The organism is Cellulomonas humilata, assembly GCF_013359775.1.
Lineage (GTDB): Bacteria > Actinomycetota > Actinomycetes > Actinomycetales > Cellulomonadaceae > Cellulomonas > Cellulomonas humilata.
This window is the reverse complement of sequence record NZ_JABMCI010000030.1, coordinates 1-15,763: the sequence shown is the minus strand read 5'-3', so window position 1 is coordinate 15,763 and position 15,763 is coordinate 1. Positions and strand designations below refer to the sequence as shown.

The 15,763-nt window shown below is 73.8% G+C and carries 13 protein-coding genes and 1 pseudogene; 5 read left to right on the top strand and 9 right to left on the bottom strand.

Annotated elements, in window-relative coordinates; translation table 11 throughout:
- Positions 1-256, bottom strand: a pseudogene (locus tag HP550_RS00260) (hypothetical protein); the annotation flags it as partial.
- Positions 257-410: 154 nt separating this feature from the next.
- On the opposite strand from HP550_RS00260, the gene HP550_RS00255 reads away from it, so the two are divergent.
- Both HP550_RS00255 and HP550_RS00250 read left to right on the top strand, forming a co-directional pair.
- Positions 411-1,244, top strand: coding sequence for a LysM peptidoglycan-binding domain-containing protein (locus HP550_RS00255; protein WP_175345593.1), 834 nt, complete (start codon positions 411-413; stop codon positions 1,242-1,244).
- The gene (locus HP550_RS00250; RefSeq protein ID WP_175345592.1) at positions 1,241-1,843 is read left to right on the top strand and encodes an Rv3235 family protein; all 603 of its coding nucleotides are present in this window, start codon (positions 1,241-1,243) and stop codon (positions 1,841-1,843) included. Before HP550_RS00255 ends, HP550_RS00250 begins: the two co-directional genes overlap by 4 nt.
- Positions 1,844-1,894: 51 nt before the next feature.
- Here HP550_RS00250 and secA read toward each other — a convergent pair whose 3' ends face one another.
- The 8 genes from secA to mtrA all read right to left on the bottom strand — a co-directional run bounded on the left by secA (position 1,895) and on the right by mtrA (position 12,786).
- Positions 1,895-4,711: a preprotein translocase subunit SecA gene (gene secA, locus HP550_RS00245; RefSeq protein WP_175345591.1), complete on the bottom strand. Its 2,817-nt coding sequence runs from the start codon at positions 4,709-4,711 to the stop codon at positions 1,895-1,897.
- Entirely contained in the window at positions 4,674-5,696 is a 1,023-nt protein-coding gene (locus HP550_RS00240) for a DMT family transporter (protein ID WP_175345590.1), read from the bottom strand. Before HP550_RS00240 ends, secA begins: the two co-directional genes overlap by 38 nt.
- A complete protein-coding gene (locus tag HP550_RS00235; RefSeq protein ID WP_343047860.1) occupies positions 5,693-6,973 on the bottom strand; it encodes a winged helix-turn-helix domain-containing protein in 1,281 nt (426 codons plus the stop codon). Before HP550_RS00235 ends, HP550_RS00240 begins: the two co-directional genes overlap by 4 nt.
- 88 nt (positions 6,974-7,061) lie before the next feature.
- Positions 7,062-7,691: a ribosome hibernation-promoting factor, HPF/YfiA family gene (hpf, locus tag HP550_RS00230; protein WP_175345589.1), complete on the bottom strand. Its 630-nt coding sequence runs from the start codon at positions 7,689-7,691 to the stop codon at positions 7,062-7,064.
- Positions 7,692-7,896: 205 nt separating this feature from the next.
- On the bottom strand, positions 7,897-8,634 hold the full coding sequence (locus HP550_RS00225; protein WP_175345588.1) for a ComF family protein: 738 nt from the start codon (positions 8,632-8,634) through the stop codon (positions 7,897-7,899).
- Between the two features lie 72 nt (positions 8,635-8,706).
- Complete coding sequence (locus HP550_RS00220; RefSeq protein ID WP_175345587.1) at positions 8,707-10,365, bottom strand: LpqB family beta-propeller domain-containing protein; 1,659 nt, start codon at positions 10,363-10,365, stop codon at positions 8,707-8,709.
- Complete coding sequence (gene mtrB / locus HP550_RS00215; protein ID WP_425484401.1) at positions 10,362-12,074, bottom strand: MtrAB system histidine kinase MtrB; 1,713 nt, start codon at positions 12,072-12,074, stop codon at positions 10,362-10,364. The genes HP550_RS00220 and mtrB overlap by 4 nt, the downstream gene beginning before the upstream one ends.
- A 28-nt stretch (positions 12,075-12,102) precedes the next feature.
- Positions 12,103-12,786, bottom strand: a complete 684-nt coding sequence (gene mtrA, locus HP550_RS00210; protein WP_175345586.1) for an MtrAB system response regulator MtrA — start codon at positions 12,784-12,786, stop codon at positions 12,103-12,105.
- Between the two features lie 191 nt (positions 12,787-12,977).
- Here mtrA and HP550_RS00205 point away from each other — a divergent pair, with 191 nt between their 5' ends.
- The 3 genes from HP550_RS00205 to HP550_RS00195 all read left to right on the top strand — a co-directional run.
- The gene (locus HP550_RS00205) at positions 12,978-14,120 is read left to right on the top strand and encodes a glycerophosphoryl diester phosphodiesterase membrane domain-containing protein (protein ID WP_175345585.1); all 1,143 of its coding nucleotides are present in this window, start codon (positions 12,978-12,980) and stop codon (positions 14,118-14,120) included.
- Positions 14,117-14,785, top strand: coding sequence for a DUF4129 domain-containing protein (locus HP550_RS00200; protein ID WP_343047859.1), 669 nt, complete (start codon positions 14,117-14,119; stop codon positions 14,783-14,785). Before HP550_RS00205 ends, HP550_RS00200 begins: the two co-directional genes overlap by 4 nt.
- Positions 14,782-15,763, top strand: a 982-nt coding sequence (locus HP550_RS00195) for a DUF4350 domain-containing protein (protein ID WP_175345584.1), incomplete at its 3' end; no start/stop codon positions are given. The genes HP550_RS00200 and HP550_RS00195, both read left to right, overlap by 4 nt.

Below are 15,763 nucleotides of genomic sequence, written 5' to 3'. Positions count from 1 at the left end.
GCACCAGCGCGCGACCGGCCGCCTGCGTGCGCAGCAGCAGCCACTCGGGCGCCGCGTCGACCAGCTCCCCCGAGAGCGTGTCACCGCCCGCGACGAGCACCCGCACCTGACAGCCGACCGACGCGCGCACCCGGGCCGCGAGCGGGACCGAGGCGCGCTCCGCGCGCGCCAGCTCCGCGACGTCCGCGCGCGCGTCCGCCAGCCGGCCGGCCGCCAGCTGGGCCTCCATGTCCGCGAAGAGCGCCTCCCACCGCATGTGAGCACCGTAGGGGGTCGCCCTCTCAGCCCGGTCGCGCGCGCTCCCTATCCCGGATCGCGGGACCCGGCTGGACAGAACATCGGACATTCAGGTACATCTATGGCATCCAAGCCACATCAAACTGCATCAAACGACTAGATCAGGGGAGACCATGGCATCCGACGTCACACCGCACGACGCCGGCCGGGCAGGACGCGGTCGGGCCGCCACGACCGTCGGCTCCCTGCTCGTGGGAGCGGTGACAGCCGGCGCCCTCTGCCTGCCGCTCGCACTCCGGGTCCGGTCGCTGCTCGCCGGTCACAGGGGTCCGTGGCGGGTGGACGCGGCCGTCGAGGTCGGGGTGACCTCCGTCGGGTTGCTCGTCGCCGCCTGGCTCGCGTGCTCCGCTCTGATGGCGGTGGCCTGCCTGCTGGTCCGGGTGGCCGGGACGACCTGGCGGACGGGCGAGCGGCTCGTGCACCGGTACGCGCCGCAGGTCGTCCGCAAGGCTCTGGTGCTGGCCGTCGGAGCGGGCATCGGCCTCGGGATGGCCTCCGGCTCCACCGCCGCGGCGCCGGAGCCCGTGCCGACGAGCTCGGTCACCGCGGAGGTCACGGCGCCCGGCGACCTCGGGTGGGTGGTGACCACCCCGGCGCCGGAGCAGGCCGAGCCCGTTCCGGCGCCGGCTCCGGCGGTCGAGACACCCGTGCTCACCGGTGCGACCGAGCTCGATGTGTCGATCGCCAGCCCGGACACGGCAGTCAGGACGTCCGTCGGGGAGCCACCTCCGGCTCCAGCACCGAAGGAGGTAGTGGTGGTCGCCGGGGACAGCTTGTGGGCGATCGCCGCGCGGTACCTGCCGCCGGGCGCCAGCGATGCGGAGGTCGCTGCGGCGTGGCCGGCGTGGTACCAGGCCAACGCGGCGGTGATCGGTTCCGATCCGGACCTGATCCAACAGGGCCAGGTGCTCACCGCGCCCGTGGCGGCCGGCGAGGTGGCCCGATGAGCGCGCTCGTGCTGACCCGCGACGCCACCGCCGCGGAGGACGCGTTCGCCCGCGTGCAGAACGCCACCCCGGGACCCGGCTCCGTCGCCGACGCGCGGGCGTGGCACCCCCGCGCGCGCCTGGTCCCCGCCCCCGCCGCTCCCCTCGTCGAGGACGCCCCGGGACCGGCCCACGCCGTGCCCCTGACCGCGACCGCACGCATCGCGGTCCTAAGGGCGAGCGACCGCTCCCTGGTGGCGGAGGCCGACGACGAGCCCGGTCCCCCTCCCGAGGGCGACCCGACGGTGGTCGCCCGTGCGATCGCCCTGGCCGCGCTGGAGGTGCTGACCGGCCGACGGTCCGTCGCGCAGCTGGCCCGCTGGCTCACGCCGGGCGTGTACGAGTCGCTCCAGGTGCGTGCCGGCTTGACCCAGCGCGTGCTGGGCACCGACGGGGTGGTCCGTCCGCCGATGATCCGCCGGGCCCGCTCGTGCCGGGTCGGGACCCACGCGATGGAGGCCACGGTGGTCGCGGACCACGGTTCACGCGTCCGGGCCGTCGCGCTCCGGCTCGAGGGACATCGCGGGACGTGGCGGGTGACCGCGCTCGAGATCGGATGACCCCAGGCGCGCGGAAGCCCGCCCCCGGTGCAGGGGCGGGCCTCCGTGGTCTCAGCGCTTGCGCTGCTGCTTGGCGGCCTTGCGGCGCGCCTCGCGGTTCGCTGCGCCGTCCTCGGCGGTCGGGGCCGCCGGGCGGGTCCCAGCCTTCTTGCCGCCCGTGTCCGCGCGGGTGATCACGCCTCCGTCGCCGTCGATCGACGGAGCCGTGTACTGCAACGGGGTCCGCTGCTCCGGGCCGTCGATGCCCTTGGCCACCAGCCTGCCGGGCGTCGGACCATCGGACACCGAGCGTGCCGCCGCTGCCTGCGCTCCCGCGCTGGCCGCAGCCGCGACCGCCGAGTCGGCGGTGACCGCAGGAGCGTCGGGCTCTGCCACCTGGACCTCCAGGTTGTACAGGTACGCGACCGTCTCCTCCTTGATGGCGTCGGTCATGGCGTTGAACAGCTGGAAACCCTCGCGCTGGTACTCGACCAGCGGGTCGCGCTGGGCCATCGCCCGCAGGCCGATGCCCTCCTTGAGGTAGTCCATCTCGTAGAGGTGCTCGCGCCACTTGCGGTCGAGGACCGACAGGGTGACCCGACGCTCCAGCTGCCGCATGTTCTCGGAGCCGATCTGCTCCTCGCGCTCGGCGTACGCGTGCTCGGCGTCCGAGAGGATCTCGCGCTCGATCAGCTCGGCCGACAACCGCGTGGGCCCGCCCGCCTGGTCGACGACCTCGTCCGGCAGGATCGAGACGGGGTAGACCCCCTTCAGCGCCGTCCACAGCGCGTCCAGGTCCCACACCTCGGGGCGACCCTCCGTCGTGGCACCGGTGATGTAGGCGGAGAGCACGTCGGAGCGGAAGTGCCGCACCTGCTCGTGCAGGTCCTCACCCTCCAGCACCCGGCGGCGCTGCTCGTAGATCACCTCGCGCTGGCGGGACATCACGTCGTCGTACTTGAGCACGTTCTTGCGGATCTCGAAGTTGCGCGCCTCGACCTGCGACTGCGCCGACTGGATGCCGCGCGTGACGATCTTCGACTCGAGCGGCATGTCCTCGGGGAAGCCTGCGCGCGTCATCATCGACTCGGCGAGGCTCGAGTTGAACAGCCGCATGAGGTCGTCCTGCATGGACAGGTAGAACCGGGACTCGCCGGGGTCGCCCTGTCGACCGGAGCGACCACGCAGCTGGTTGTCGATGCGTCGCGACTCGTGGCGCTCGGTGCCGAGCACGTACAGCCCGCCCAGCTCGACCACCTCGTCGTGCTCGGCAGCCACGGACTCCTTGGCCTTCTCGAGCGCCAGCGGCCAGGCCGCCTCGTACTCCTCGGCGTTCTCCGCCGGGTCCAGGCCCCGGGCTGCGAGGTCCTCGACGGCCATGAACTCGGCGTTGCCGCCCAGCATGATGTCGGTGCCGCGGCCGGCCATGTTGGTGGCGACCGTGACGGCGCCCTTGCGGCCGGCCTGCGCGACGATCGAGGCCTCGCGCGCGTGCTGCTTCGCGTTCAGCACCTCGTGCGGCACGCCCTGCTTCTTCAGCTTGGCGGAGAGCAGCTCGCTCTTCTCCACGCTGGTGGTGCCCACGAGCACCGGCTGGCCCTGCGCGTGCCGCTCGACGATGTCCGCGACGACGGCGTCGTACTTACCGTCCTCGCTCTTGTAGACGTAGTCACGCTGGTCGAGGCGCTGCATGTCGCGGTTGGTCGGGATCGGGACGACACCCAGCTTGTACGTGCCCTGGAACTCGGCGGCCTCGGTCTCGGCCGTGCCGGTCATCCCCGCGAGCTTGCCGTACAGGCGGAAGTAGTTCTGGAGCGTGATCGTGGCGAGGGTCTGGTTCTCGGCCTTGATGGCCACGCCCTCCTTCGCCTCGATCGCCTGGTGCATGCCCTCGTTGTAGCGGCGGCCCGGCAGGACGCGGCCGGTGTGCTCGTCGACGATGAGCACCTCGCCGTTCGTCACGATGTAGTCCTTGTCGCGCTTGAACAGCTCCTGCGCCTTGATGGCGTTGTTGAGGAAGCCGATCAGCGGGGTGTTCAGGGACTCGTACAGGTTCTCGATGCCGAGGTAGTCCTCGACGCGCTCGATGCCCGGCTCCAGCACACCGACCGTGCGCTTCTTCTCGTCGACCTCGTAGTCGCGATCGGCCTGGAGGCGGCGGACCACCTTGGCGAACTCGGCGTACCAGCGGTTGGCGTCCCCGGACGCGGGACCGGAGATGATCAGCGGCGTGCGGGCCTCGTCGATGAGGATCGAGTCGACCTCGTCGACGATCGCGAAGTTGTGGCCGCGCTGGACCAGCTCGTCCGTGCTCCACGCCATGTTGTCGCGCAGGTAGTCGAAGCCGAACTCGTTGTTGGTGCCGTAGGTGATGTCGCACGCGTACTGCTTGCGCCGGTCGGCCGGGCTCTGGCTGGACAGGATGACGCCGCTGGTCAGTCCCAGGAACCGGTAGACGCGTCCCATGAGCTCGGACTGGTAGCTGGCCAGGTAGTCGTTGACCGTGACGACGTGGACGCCCTTGCCGGCCAGGGCGTTGAGGTACGCGGGTGCGGTGGCGACGAGGGTCTTGCCCTCACCGGTCTTCATCTCCGCGATGTTGCCCAGGTGCAGGGCGGCACCGCCCATGAGCTGGACGTCGAAGTGGCGCTGGCCCAGCGTGCGTCGGGCGGCCTCGCGAACCGTCGCGAACGCCTCCGCGAGCAGGTCGTCGAGCGTCTCGCCCTCCGCGAGGCGGGCCCGGAAGCGGTCCGTCTCCTCGCGCAGCTCGGCGTCGGACAGCGCGACGAAGCTGTCCTCCAGGGCATTGACCTGCTGGGCGATGCCCGACAGCTTCTTGACGATCCGGCCTTCACCGAGGCGCAGGACCTTCTCGAGGATCGCTGGCACGCACTACTCCCGACGTGTTCGCGCTCCGGGCGCGCGCGGCGTCGGAGCGGCTGAGGTGACCGGCCGCACGGCCGGGCGCGTCCATCGTAGGCGAGCCTGCACGGCGCGGGCGAAGAACGACCACCGCAGCCGCCAGCAGCACGGCACCCACCACACCGGTGACCCCGAGACGCTCGTCGCGCAGCACGACCGCGCCGACGGTGGCGGTGAGCGGCTCAAGCAGGGCCAGGAGCGCCGCCGTCGTCGCCGGGACGTGCCGGAGCCCGGTGAAATACGCGCTGTAGGCCGCCGCGGTGGGCACCACGGCCAGGTAGGCGAGCAGCGCCCAGCCCTGCGCGTTCGACGGGGTGGAGAGGCCGGAACCGGCCACCGCCGCGAAGGGCAGGAGCACGATTCCGCCGAGCGTGAACGACGTCGCGGTCAACGGGAGCGGACCGAGCCCCGGCACGCTCCGGCGGTTCAGCCCGGTCATGGTGGCGAACGCCGCGGCGGCGGCCAGGGCGAGCAACGCACCTGATGCGGTACCGGGGCCTGCGGCGTCCGACGGTCCGACGAGCAGGACCAGACCCACCAGGGCGAGGCCGAGCGCGACGAGCGTGCGCGCGGACGGCAGCCTGCGGGCCGACGCGGCCGTGCCCACGGCGACCAGCAGCGGCGCCGCCCCGAGGGCGACCAGGGTGGCGACGGCGACACCGGCCCGCTGGACGGCCGCGAAGTAGGCGGCCTGGTAGACGGCGGCGAGCAGGGCGGTCTCGACGACCCGGACGACGACGGGCCTCGTCCGCGCCAGACCGCGCAGCGCTCCCGTCGCCGCGAGCGCCAGCAGGAGCACTCCCCCGCCGCCGAGCAGCCGGTAGGCCGCGACCGTCAGCGGGGGCAGGCCGGCGGCGTCCGCCAGTGCGGCACCGGCGAGTCCTCCGGTCCCCCAGAGCACCCCGCCCAGGGCGACGAGAGCGAAGTCGCGCGGTCGCGTCTCGTGCGTCATGCGGCCTTGACGGCGTGCGCCAGGTCGACCGCCAGGTCACCACGCAGCAGCCCGGACCGGTCACCGACGACGATCTCCTCGAGGCCGAGCCACCCCGCGAGCTCGTGCAGCTCCGCGGCGAGCGGCTCCACGAGCTCGGCGGTGCGTGACGCCACCGGCGTGTCCGGGCCAGGGCTGCGGTGGGCCGCGTGGACCCGCAGCACGCCCGCCTTGCGGTCGGCTTTGAGGTCCACCAGCGCGGCGAGCGACTCTCCGAGCAGGAAGGGCAGGACGTAGTAGCCCCAGACCCGCTGCGCCTCAGGCACGTAGATCTCGATGCGGTACCGCAGGCCGAACAGCGCCTCGACGCGCCGGCGCTCGAACACCAGCGGGTCGAACGGGCTGAGCAGCGCCCGTCCCGACGCCCGCCGCGGCAGGTCGGCGTCGCGGTGCCGCCACACCGTGCCCTGGTTCCAGCCGTCGACCGCGACCTCGCGCAGCACGCCCTGCTCGGCCAGGTCGGCGACCGCCGGGGCGACCTGGTCCAGCTTGATCCGGAAGTAGTCCGCGATGCTGCGCAGCGTGCCGATGCCGTGCGCCCGCGCCGAGATCTCGGTGAGGGCCCGGATCGCGTCCTCGCGCGACGGCTCCGGGGTGGCCAGGACCTGCGGGGGCAGCACCCGTGACGTGAGGTCGTACCGGCGCTCGAACGCTCCGTTGCGGCCGGCGGACGTCACCTCGCCCGTGAAGAAGAGGAACTCGAGCACCCGCTTGGCGACGGTCCAGTTCCACCCCCACTCCCCCCGCGTGGTCGGGTGCTCGGCCTCGAAGTCCTCCTGCACCTGCCGTGCGGTGACCGGGCCCCGGTCGGCGATGATCGCCCGGATGTCGTCGACCAGCGGCGAGTGCTTCAGCGGGACCTCGGAGATCGCCCCCCACGCCTGGCGCTGGTAGTCGCGCTGGCGCCAGCCGAGCAGGCGGTACGTCTCGGGCGGGACGAACGACGCCTCGTGCGCCCACGTCTCGACCAGTCGCCGCGGTGCCTGGCCCGCCGCGCGGTCGAGCAGGGCGGTGTCGTAGGCGCCGATGCGGGAGAAGGCCGGCATGAGGTGCGCGCGGGCCAGCACGTTCACCGAGTCGATCTGCAGGACGCCGACGCGGTCGACGACCTGCTGGAACTGCCGCATGGTCGGTGCGGCGCCGCGCGCCGACCGCGGCCGATCGAGCCCTTGGGCGCGCAGAGTGATGCGACGGGCCTGCGACAGGGTGAGGCGTTCGGGCGCTCCCGGAGAGGTCACGTGCACATCCTGCCGTGCGCCACCCACACGCCGACGCCCGGCGGGTCACGAGGACCGGCCGGGCGTCAGCGGGATTCGACCGTGCCCGTCAGACGGGGACCCCGGCCAACGGCGTGCCCACCACGGCGGCGTCCAGCTTGATGACGCCGTAGCTCCAGCCGCGCCTGCGGTACGCGACCGACGGCTGGGCCGTCTCCGCGTCGATGAACAGGAAGAAGTCGTGCCCGACGAGCTCCATCTCGTACAGCGCGTCGTCGACCGTCATCGGCTGGGCCTGGTGGACCTTCTCGCGGATGACGACGGGCGAGTCACCCAGGGTCGTCTCGACGGCCGCCGCGGGGTCGACGGGGGCGGAGGCCTCCGGCTCGGGCTCGGGCGGGCGGACGTCGACGGGGGCGATCGGAGTGTGGTTGCGGTGGTCCTTGCGCCGGTCGCGGGTCCGCCGCAGCCTCTCGAGGAGCTTCCCGAGGGCGAGGTCGAGAGCCGCGTACCTGTCGTCGGCGCACGCCTCGGCACGGATCACAGGCCCTCGGTCGACCACGGTGAGCTCGACGCGCTCACTGCTTCCCGCCTGGCGAGGGTTGGTCTCGTGCGACACGACGACGTCGATGCGCTGAGCGCGGGGGGCCAGCTGCTCGACTTTCGCGAGCTTCTGCTCGACGTGCGCCCGATACTTCGGCAGCACCTCGGTATGCCGGCCGGCAACCACGATCTCCATGTGAGCCTCCTGAGAGGGTCGGGGGCGGGTCGGGCCCGCCCGAGGGTGACAGTGCAATGGGCTGCCCCAGGGGCAGTCGGGCGGCGTCACCTCCTCCCGCGGCGTGCCCGGACGACCCGACGAGGGCCGATCCGAGCGGTGCCAACGGCTCAGGCCCCCACGCTAACCCCGGACCTGCCCCCGAACCACTCGCCCCGCCAAGGGATCACCCTGTGGACACGATCCGGCCCGGTGGGAGCCGCGGCACAGGCGCCGGGCCGGGGGTGGACGCGAGCGTCACCGCTCCCACCACCTGCGCTCCGGCCCGTTCGAGCGCCGACCGGCACGCCGCGACCGTGGCTCCGGTGGTGAGCACGTCGTCCACCACCAGCACGTGCCTGCCCGCGACGCGATCGGTGTGCCGGTCCGGCACCCGCAGGTGACCCGCGAGGTTGCGGGACCGCGCACGCGCGCCCAGGCCGACCTGGTCGCGTCCCCGCGACCGGACCAGGACCGGCGCCGCAGCAGCGGGACGCCCGGTCCGGACGAGACCGTCGACCACCGCGTCGGCGAGCGAGTCGACCAGGTTGCCACCCCTGCGGCGTCGGGCCGCGGCCGTGGACGGAGACGGGACCACCAGGAGCGGATCGGTCCCGAGATCCGGCGGCAGCGCCCCCGCCGCCCGCGCGAGCGCGAACGCGAACGGACGCGTCAGGTCGAGCCGGCCGCGGTCCTTCCACGCGATGATCGCGCGGCGCACGTCCCCCGTGCAGTCGGCGAGCGTCCACACCGGGAGCGGGCCGGTCCCGTCCATCCGGTCGAGGCGTGGAGCACGGTCCTCGCAGCGCCACGGACCGCCCGCGAGCCGCCGCGCGCACCCCGGGCACCACGCCACGTCGTCGGCCCCGCAGCCCGCGCACCCGACGGGCAGCAGGAGGCCGACCAGCTCACGGGCGAACGTCATCCGGGCAGGCTGCCCGCCGACGCGTGCGGGCCGCCGGTGGCCTGGGGACGGCGGTGGGCTGTGGACGACCCGTCAGCCGGGGAACGACGGGTAGTCGGCACCGGTCACGCCCACCACCTGCGCCCAGGTGGAGCCGACGAACCGACGCAGCTCGCCGGCCGTCGTGGTCACGTAGATCACGGAGGAGCTTCCCGCGAGGCCGGCGAGCTCGGCCACCTCGGGCAGGGACCTCGTCGGGCCGGCGACGGGAACCAGGTGCACGGCAGCATTCCCCGTCGACCGTCCGATGACCGCGAGCGTCGACTCCTCGGCCCAGACCACGGAGGACGCGTCGACGAGCGAGGCGCCCGCCCGGACCGGTGCTCCCAGCCGCTGCGGCCCGCCCGACTCGTCGCGGGTGATCGCCGCGACGTCGAGCTGGACGCCGTCCGCGCCGGCGGAGACGACCGCCACCCGGACCCCGTCGCGCGCCACGCGGACCGCACGGACCGCGCGTCCTTCCAGCCAGTCCGCGCTCACCTGCACCGCAGCGGCGTCCGCGCGCGCCGCGACCAGGCCGCTCGACGGTCGCGCCGTCCACGCCCACCCGAACCGGTCGACGGACGGCGCCACGAGACCGGCGCCCGTCACCAGCTCCTGAGCGGCGCCGTCGGCGGTCGGCACGGTGCTCAGCGTGCTCGGCCCGGAGAGCATCACCCGCACCGACCCGTCCTCGTTGCTCGCGGGGCTCCGCGGATCGAGCGAGTCGAGGGCACCGAGGCCGGGCACCGGCTCGGGCTCGCCGTCCACGAGCGCCACGATGCCGTCGTCCTGGAGGAACTCGACGTTGCTCGGCCGACCGGATCCGCGCTCCAAGGTCGCTGCACCCTCCAGCGGCACGTCACCGGCGAACACCTGGACCGAGCCGATGCCGGGCACGGGCCGCAGGCTCGCGTCGATCTGGGCGAGGAGAAGGCCGCGGTCGGCTCGGGTCACCGCCAGCGCGGGTGCCAGCGTGACCTGGGCGACGCCCTCGTCGTCCACCGGCACGGACTCGGGGTTGAGCTCGACGCCGTCGGGCACCGCCGTGACGACCGCGTCCTGCAGCCAGGCCGACGGACCGGCCAGCAGCCCGCTGACGATCGACGTGCCCAGGCTCTTCTCCGGGAACCAGCGCGACTCCGGGACCAGGAACTTCTCGTCCGGAGACAGGAAGTACAACGAGGCCGGCCGATAGCTCCGGCTGAAGTCCTCCTGCTGCAGGATCAGGCCGGGAGGAGTCGCGGCGATCCGCCACTGGTCGGCGTCGTCCTGCACCATCCCGAACGTCACGGACTCCCGAGCGTCCAGCGGCGCCTCCGTGTACACCCCGTCCTCGTCCACCCGGGCCAGCACGGGGACCTCGATCGTGACCTCGGTGTCGCTCGTGGTCGGCGCGGGCTCGACCGGTCCCGACACGACGACGCCGGCCGACGGCTTCCAGGTGACCTTCGCCTCGCCCGAGAGGTACTCCCGGGCAGTCACGAAGTCGTCCGTGAAGCCGGCCGCACCCGCCGCCAGGAAGCCGTCGACGATCTCGGTCGGGCTGTCCCCGGGCTGCGGCCCCTCGGCCAGCACGTCGATCTCCGACGGCTCGGTGACCTCGGCGTCCCCCTGGTTGACGGGCCCGGAGGTCGGGATGGCCGAGCACGCCGCCAGGACGAGGACGGCCGCGACGGCGAGGGCGGCGCGGTGGAGCCGTCGGGCGGTCATCGGACCTCCTGCCGGTCGGAGTCGTCCGCGTACCTCTGGTCGACACCGTCGGAGACCATGTCCGGGAGCGCGGCGGGATCGGTGTTCGGACGCACGACCGGGATCCGCAGCGCCCCGGTGATCGGCGACTCGTCCGGCGCCAGCGACAGCGGCGACCCCGTCAGCCGGATGCCGGCGCGGCGCGGCAGCGTCAGCCGGAAGTTCGCGCCGCGGCCCGGTCGGCCCCACGCCTCGAGCCAGCCGCCGTGCAGGTGGGCGTCCTCCAGCGAGATCGCGAGCCCGAGACCGGTGCCGCCCGTCGTCCGCGCGCGCGCCGGGTCTGCCCGCCAGAACCGGTCGAACACGTGCGCGGCCTCGTCGGGCGTCATGCCCACGCCGCGGTCGCGCACGGTGATCGCGAGAGCGTGCGCGTCGGCCCCGACGGTCACCTCGACCGTGCTGCCCTCCGCGTGCTCCACGGCGTTGACCAGCAGGTTGCGCAGGATGCGCTCGACCCGCCGCGGGTCGATGTCCGCGACGCAGCGCTCCTCGGGCACGACGACGTGCAGCCACGCACCCCGCCGCTCCGCGAGCGGTGCCGCGTGGTCGACGGCGGTGATGACCACGTCGCGCACGTCGCGGCCCTCGGCGTCCAGCACCGCGGCGCCCGCATCGAACCGGCTGATCTCCAGCAGGTCCGCCAGCAGGTCCTCGAACCGGTCGAGCTGGGTCTGCAGGAGCTCCGCCGAGCGCTTGGCGGCCGGGTCGAAGTCCTCGCGCGACGCGTGGATGACCTCGCCGGCCATCCGGATCGTCGTCAGGGGGGTGCGCAGCTCGTGCGAGACGTCGGAGACGAACCGGCGCTGCAACGTCGAGAGCTCCTCCATGCGGTGGATCTGGTCCTGGAGGCTGTCGGCCATCTCGTTGAACGAGCGTGCGAGCGTCGCCATCTCGTCCTCGCCCTTCTCGGGCATCCGCTCGGACAGGTGGCCGTCCGCCAGCCGTTCCGCGACCTGCGCGGCACGCCGCACCGGGCGGACCGTCTGGCGCGTGACCAGCCACGTCATGCTCCCCAGCAGCACCACGAGGGCGACCGCCGCCAGGCCGAGCGTGCGCTGGAGGAAGTCGAGCCGGTCCTGCTCGGACTGGAGGCTGTAGAGGAAGAAGAGCTGGTACGTGCCGTCCACGGGGACGGTCACGTCCTGGCCGACGATGACACCGGGCGAGGTGCCGCCGTTCTCCCGCGGGATCGCGACCGACTGCCACTGCTGACCGCCACCCGCGGTCGCGAGGCGGAGCTCAGGGCTCACGAGCCTGGCGAGGGCGCGGTCGGAGGCGGCACCCGGGACGTTCGTGCTGCCGCCCCGCTGTCCCGGCGCGCGCAGCACGAACACCTCGCGGCGGTCGGACCCCCCGGTGCGCTGGGCCTCCGCGACATCCTGGCGCAGCCGCTGCACGTCGGTCCCCGAGGTCGCCGTGGAGGCGTCGAACGTGGCCTGCGCCTGAAGCGTGGACCGGGCGCTCTCCTGGAGCACCTGCTCGAGCCGGGCGTTGAACAGACCGTCGGCCATGCGGGAGCTGACGTACACGCCGACGAGCGTGAGGGCCACGAGCCCGATGGCCAGCGTCGACGTGATGACCCGGACCTGCAGGGACGACCGCCACACCCGCGACCACGCGCGCAGGCGTCGCCGCGACCGTGCCCGGAGCAGCCGCCAGGCGCCGCTCACGCGCACGATCGAGTTGCTCCGGACGAGCTCACGTCGACGCCACGCCCGCCTTGTAGCCGACACCGCGGACGGTGACGACGATCTCGGGCTGCTCGGGGTCGTTCTCGATCTTCGAGCGCAGGCGCTGCACGTGGACGTTCACGAGGCGGGTGTCGGCGGCGTGCCGGTAGCCCCAGACCTTCTCCAGCAGGACCTCGCGGGTGAAGACCTGCCACGGCTTGCGGGCGAGCGCCACCAGCAGGTCGAACTCCAGCGGGGTCAGCGAGACCGGCCGACCCGCCCGCGCCACCCGGTGGCCGGGCACGTCGATGGTCACGTCGCCGATGGTCAGGTGCTCCGGTGCGGGCTCGTCGGTGCGGCGCAGACGGGCGCGCACGCGGGCGACGAGCTCCTTGGGCTTGAACGGCTTCGAGATGTAGTCGTCCGCGCCGGACTCCAGGCCGAGGACCACGTCGACCGTGTCGCTCTTGGCCGTGAGCATGACGATCGGCACGCCCGACTCGGCGCGGATCTGCCGGCAGACCTCGTTGCCGTCCTTGCCGGGCAGCATGAGGTCGAGCAGGACGAGGTCCGGCTGCGTGGCGCGGAACACCCCGATCGCCTCGTCACCGTCCTCGCAGAACACCGGGTCGAAGCCCTCCGACCGCAGCACGATGCCGATCATCTCGGCCAGGGCGGTGTCGTCGTCGACCACCAGCACGCGTCCCTTCATGGCGGCATTCTCGCACCGCGCAGGCCCGTGACCGGGCCACCTCGGCCGCGGAGGCGACACGGGCCCACAGATCACCCGGTCGCGCGCCGTCGAGGGCACCCGCCGTGGCACGATGAATCCTCCGCGGGGGCACGCCACGGCTGCCCCCACCCGGACCACCTGGACCACCACAGCCGAGGAGCCGCGCTCGCATGACGAGCCCGCACGACGACGTCCCGCAGCCGCCGACCTGGGCGACGCCCGCGGGGACGGGGACGCCGCCGCCGCCGGAGCAGGTGCCGCAGCCCGGGCCGCCCGCGCCGCCACCCCCGCCGCCGTCGGGCTGGGGTCCGCAGGCGCCCGGTGGGTACGGCTCCTGGGGGCCGGCCGCCCCGCCGCCCCCCGGGGTCGCGTGGCGCCCGCAGGCGCTCCAGCCGGGGATCATCCCGCTTCGGCCGCTCGGCATGGGCGAGATCTACGACGGCGCCTTCCGGGCGGTGCGGGCCAACCCGCGCGTCATGTTCGGGCTCGCTGCGCTGGTGGTGACGCTCGCCGTCACGATCCAGTCCGTCATCCAGTGGTACGTCAAGGGGCTCGTCGCGCCGCAGCTGACCGACCTGTCGACCGAGGTGGACCCGTCCGGGCAGATGGGGTTCGCCGAGCAGATGGGGTCGTCGGCCGGCCTGCTCGTCTCCACCCCCGTGACCGCGATCGCCACCACGATCCTCACCGGGCTGCTGATCGTGTCGGTGAGCCGCTCGGTCCTCGGCCAGGTCGCCTCCGTGGGTGAGGTCCTGCGCTCGTGGCGCGTCTGGCTGGTCGTGGGCTTCACGTTCCTGAGCGGGCTCGCGGTCCTGGTCGTGGCGGCCGTGCTGGCCACGGGGGTCGTGCTGCTCGCGGTGAACGACCAGACGGGACCGGCCGTGCTGGTCGGGCTGGTCGGGCTGGTCGCGTTCGTCGTCGCCGCAGTCTGGTTCTCCACCCGGACGCTGCTGGTCCCGCCTGCGCTCATGCTCGAGGGCAAGAAGTTCTGGCCCACGATCGCGCGGGCGTGGCGACTGACCCGCGGGAGCTTCTGGAGACTGTTCGGGATCTATCTGCTGACCAGCATCCTGGCGGGGATCATCGCGCAGATCATCGTCTTCCCCGCCACCCTCATCGCCCAGCTGGTCCTGCGTGACCCGACGGCGACGTCGTTCGGCTCGGTCGTCGTGATCGGGATCGCCACCGTCATCGCGTCCACCCTCTCCACCACCTTCGTCTCCTCCGTCGTCGCCCTGCTCTACATCGACGTGCGGATGCGTCGGGAGGGCCTGGACGTGGAGCTCGCGCGCGCCGCGGAGGCCACCGCGTGAACCTGGTGGCCCGGGCCACGGTCGGGGTCCCGGTCGACCCGGATGCCGCGACCGGGCGGCGCTGGGCGACCGAGGAGCTGCTCGACCCCGCCTACCACGAGCAGCGCTCACTGCTCAGGCGGCTGTGGGACTGGTTGGCGGAGCAGCTGGCGGGGCTGCGCACGCCCGCCGCGATCGATCCCGTCGCGGTGCTCGTGGTGGTCGGCGTGATCGTGGCCGTCGTGGTGGTCGCGTTCCTGGTCGCGGGCCCGGTCCGCGTCTCCCGGCGGGGAGCGTCGGACCGCCGGGTCCTCGAGCACGACGACGCGCGGACCGCCGAGGAGATCCGCGCCGCCGCCGACGCCGCGGCGTCCCGGGGCGACTGGGCGGTCGCGGTGCTGGAGCGCTACCGGGCGATCGTGCGCGGGCTCGAGGAGCGCACCGTCCTGGAGGAGCGGGTGGCCAGGACCGCGCACGAGGCCGCGCTCGCCGCCGCCGCGCGGTTGCCCTCGCTCGGCGACGACCTCGTCGCGGCGGGGCGGACGTTCGACGACGTCGCGTACGGCGACGAGCCGGCCACCCCGGACGACGAGCGCCGCCTGCGGGAGCTCGACGCTCGCGTCCGTGGCGCCCGCCCGAGCACCGGCGGCGACCGGGCCGACCTGGCCGTGACGGCGCCGCGATGAGTGCGCCCACCGTGACGACGACGCACGCGCCCGTGGTCGGCGACGGGACGTCCACGCGGACCCGGTCCTCGCGGCGCTGGCGACGCTGGCGCTGGCCGCTGGCCCTCCTCGCCCTCGTCGTGGTCGCCGGCATCCTGTCCGCCCTGCCCGAGCCGCGGACGTCCACCCTCACGCTCGCCCCCGACAACCCCGGAGACCTCGGCGCGCGCGCGGCCGCCCAGATCCTCGGGCGCCAGGGCGTCGACGTGCACTACGTCCGCCACATCGCTGACGTCGAGTCGCTGGCGGTGCCCGGCTCGACGGTGCTCGTCGTGGGCGACTACCTGCTCGACGCGGACCAGATCGACGTCCTGGACGCCGGCGGGGCCGACCTGGTGCTGGTCGACGCAGGCTGGGCGCTCAGCCTCCTGACCGACACGATCGCCGCCGGTGGCGGCATCTCGGGCGAGCCCGAGGTCCGCTCGGCCGAGTGCGAGGACCCTGACGCCGTCGCCGCGGGCTCCATCACCGCGCGAGGCACGCTCCAGGCCACGGGACCCGGAGCGGTCGTCTGCTTCCCCGCCCCCGGGACGGGCACGGACGGTGGCGGTGCCTACGCCGTCTCGGAGTCCGACGGTCGGCGGATCGTCGCGCTGGCCGACGTCGCACCCCTGACCAACGTGCGCCTCGCGGAACAGGGCAACGCCGCCCTGGTGCTGCGCGCGCTCGGCCGGCACGAGCGGCTCGTCTGGTACATCCCCTCGCTCGACGACGTCGGAGCGGGCGACGCGTCCGCCGGCGCCGCCCCCGGCCAGCTGCTGCCGCCGGTGGTCGGCGTGCTCGCGCTCCAGCTGCTCCTCGTCGTCGTCGTGACCGCCCTGTGGCGCGGGCGGCGGCTCGGGCGGCTGGTGACCGAGCAGCTGCCGGTGGTCGTGCGCTCGGGCGAGACCACCCGCGGCCGCGGCCGGTTGTACCGGCGGGCCCGGTCCTACGGTCACG

Bases quoted from the DNA above. Each gene is read 5' to 3' on its own strand.
- HP550_RS00255 (WP_175345593.1), top strand. From the start codon at position 411: ATGGCATCCGACGTCACACCGCACGACGCCGGCCGGGCAGGACGCGGT.
- HP550_RS00250 (WP_175345592.1), top strand. From the start codon at position 1,241: ATGAGCGCGCTCGTGCTGACCCGCGACGCCACCGCCGCGGAGGACGCG.
- HP550_RS00240 (WP_175345590.1), bottom strand. From the start codon at position 5,696: ATGACGCACGAGACGCGACCGCGCGACTTCGCTCTCGTCGCCCTGGGC.
- hpf (WP_175345589.1), bottom strand. From the start codon at position 7,691: ATGGAGATCGTGGTTGCCGGCCGGCATACCGAGGTGCTGCCGAAGTAT.
- HP550_RS00225 (WP_175345588.1), bottom strand. From the start codon at position 8,634: ATGACGTTCGCCCGTGAGCTGGTCGGCCTCCTGCTGCCCGTCGGGTGC.
- HP550_RS00220 (WP_175345587.1), bottom strand. From the start codon at position 10,365: ATGACCGCCCGACGGCTCCACCGCGCCGCCCTCGCCGTCGCGGCCGTC.
- mtrA (WP_175345586.1), bottom strand. From the start codon at position 12,786: ATGAAGGGACGCGTGCTGGTGGTCGACGACGACACCGCCCTGGCCGAG.
- HP550_RS00205 (WP_175345585.1), top strand. From the start codon at position 12,978: ATGACGAGCCCGCACGACGACGTCCCGCAGCCGCCGACCTGGGCGACG.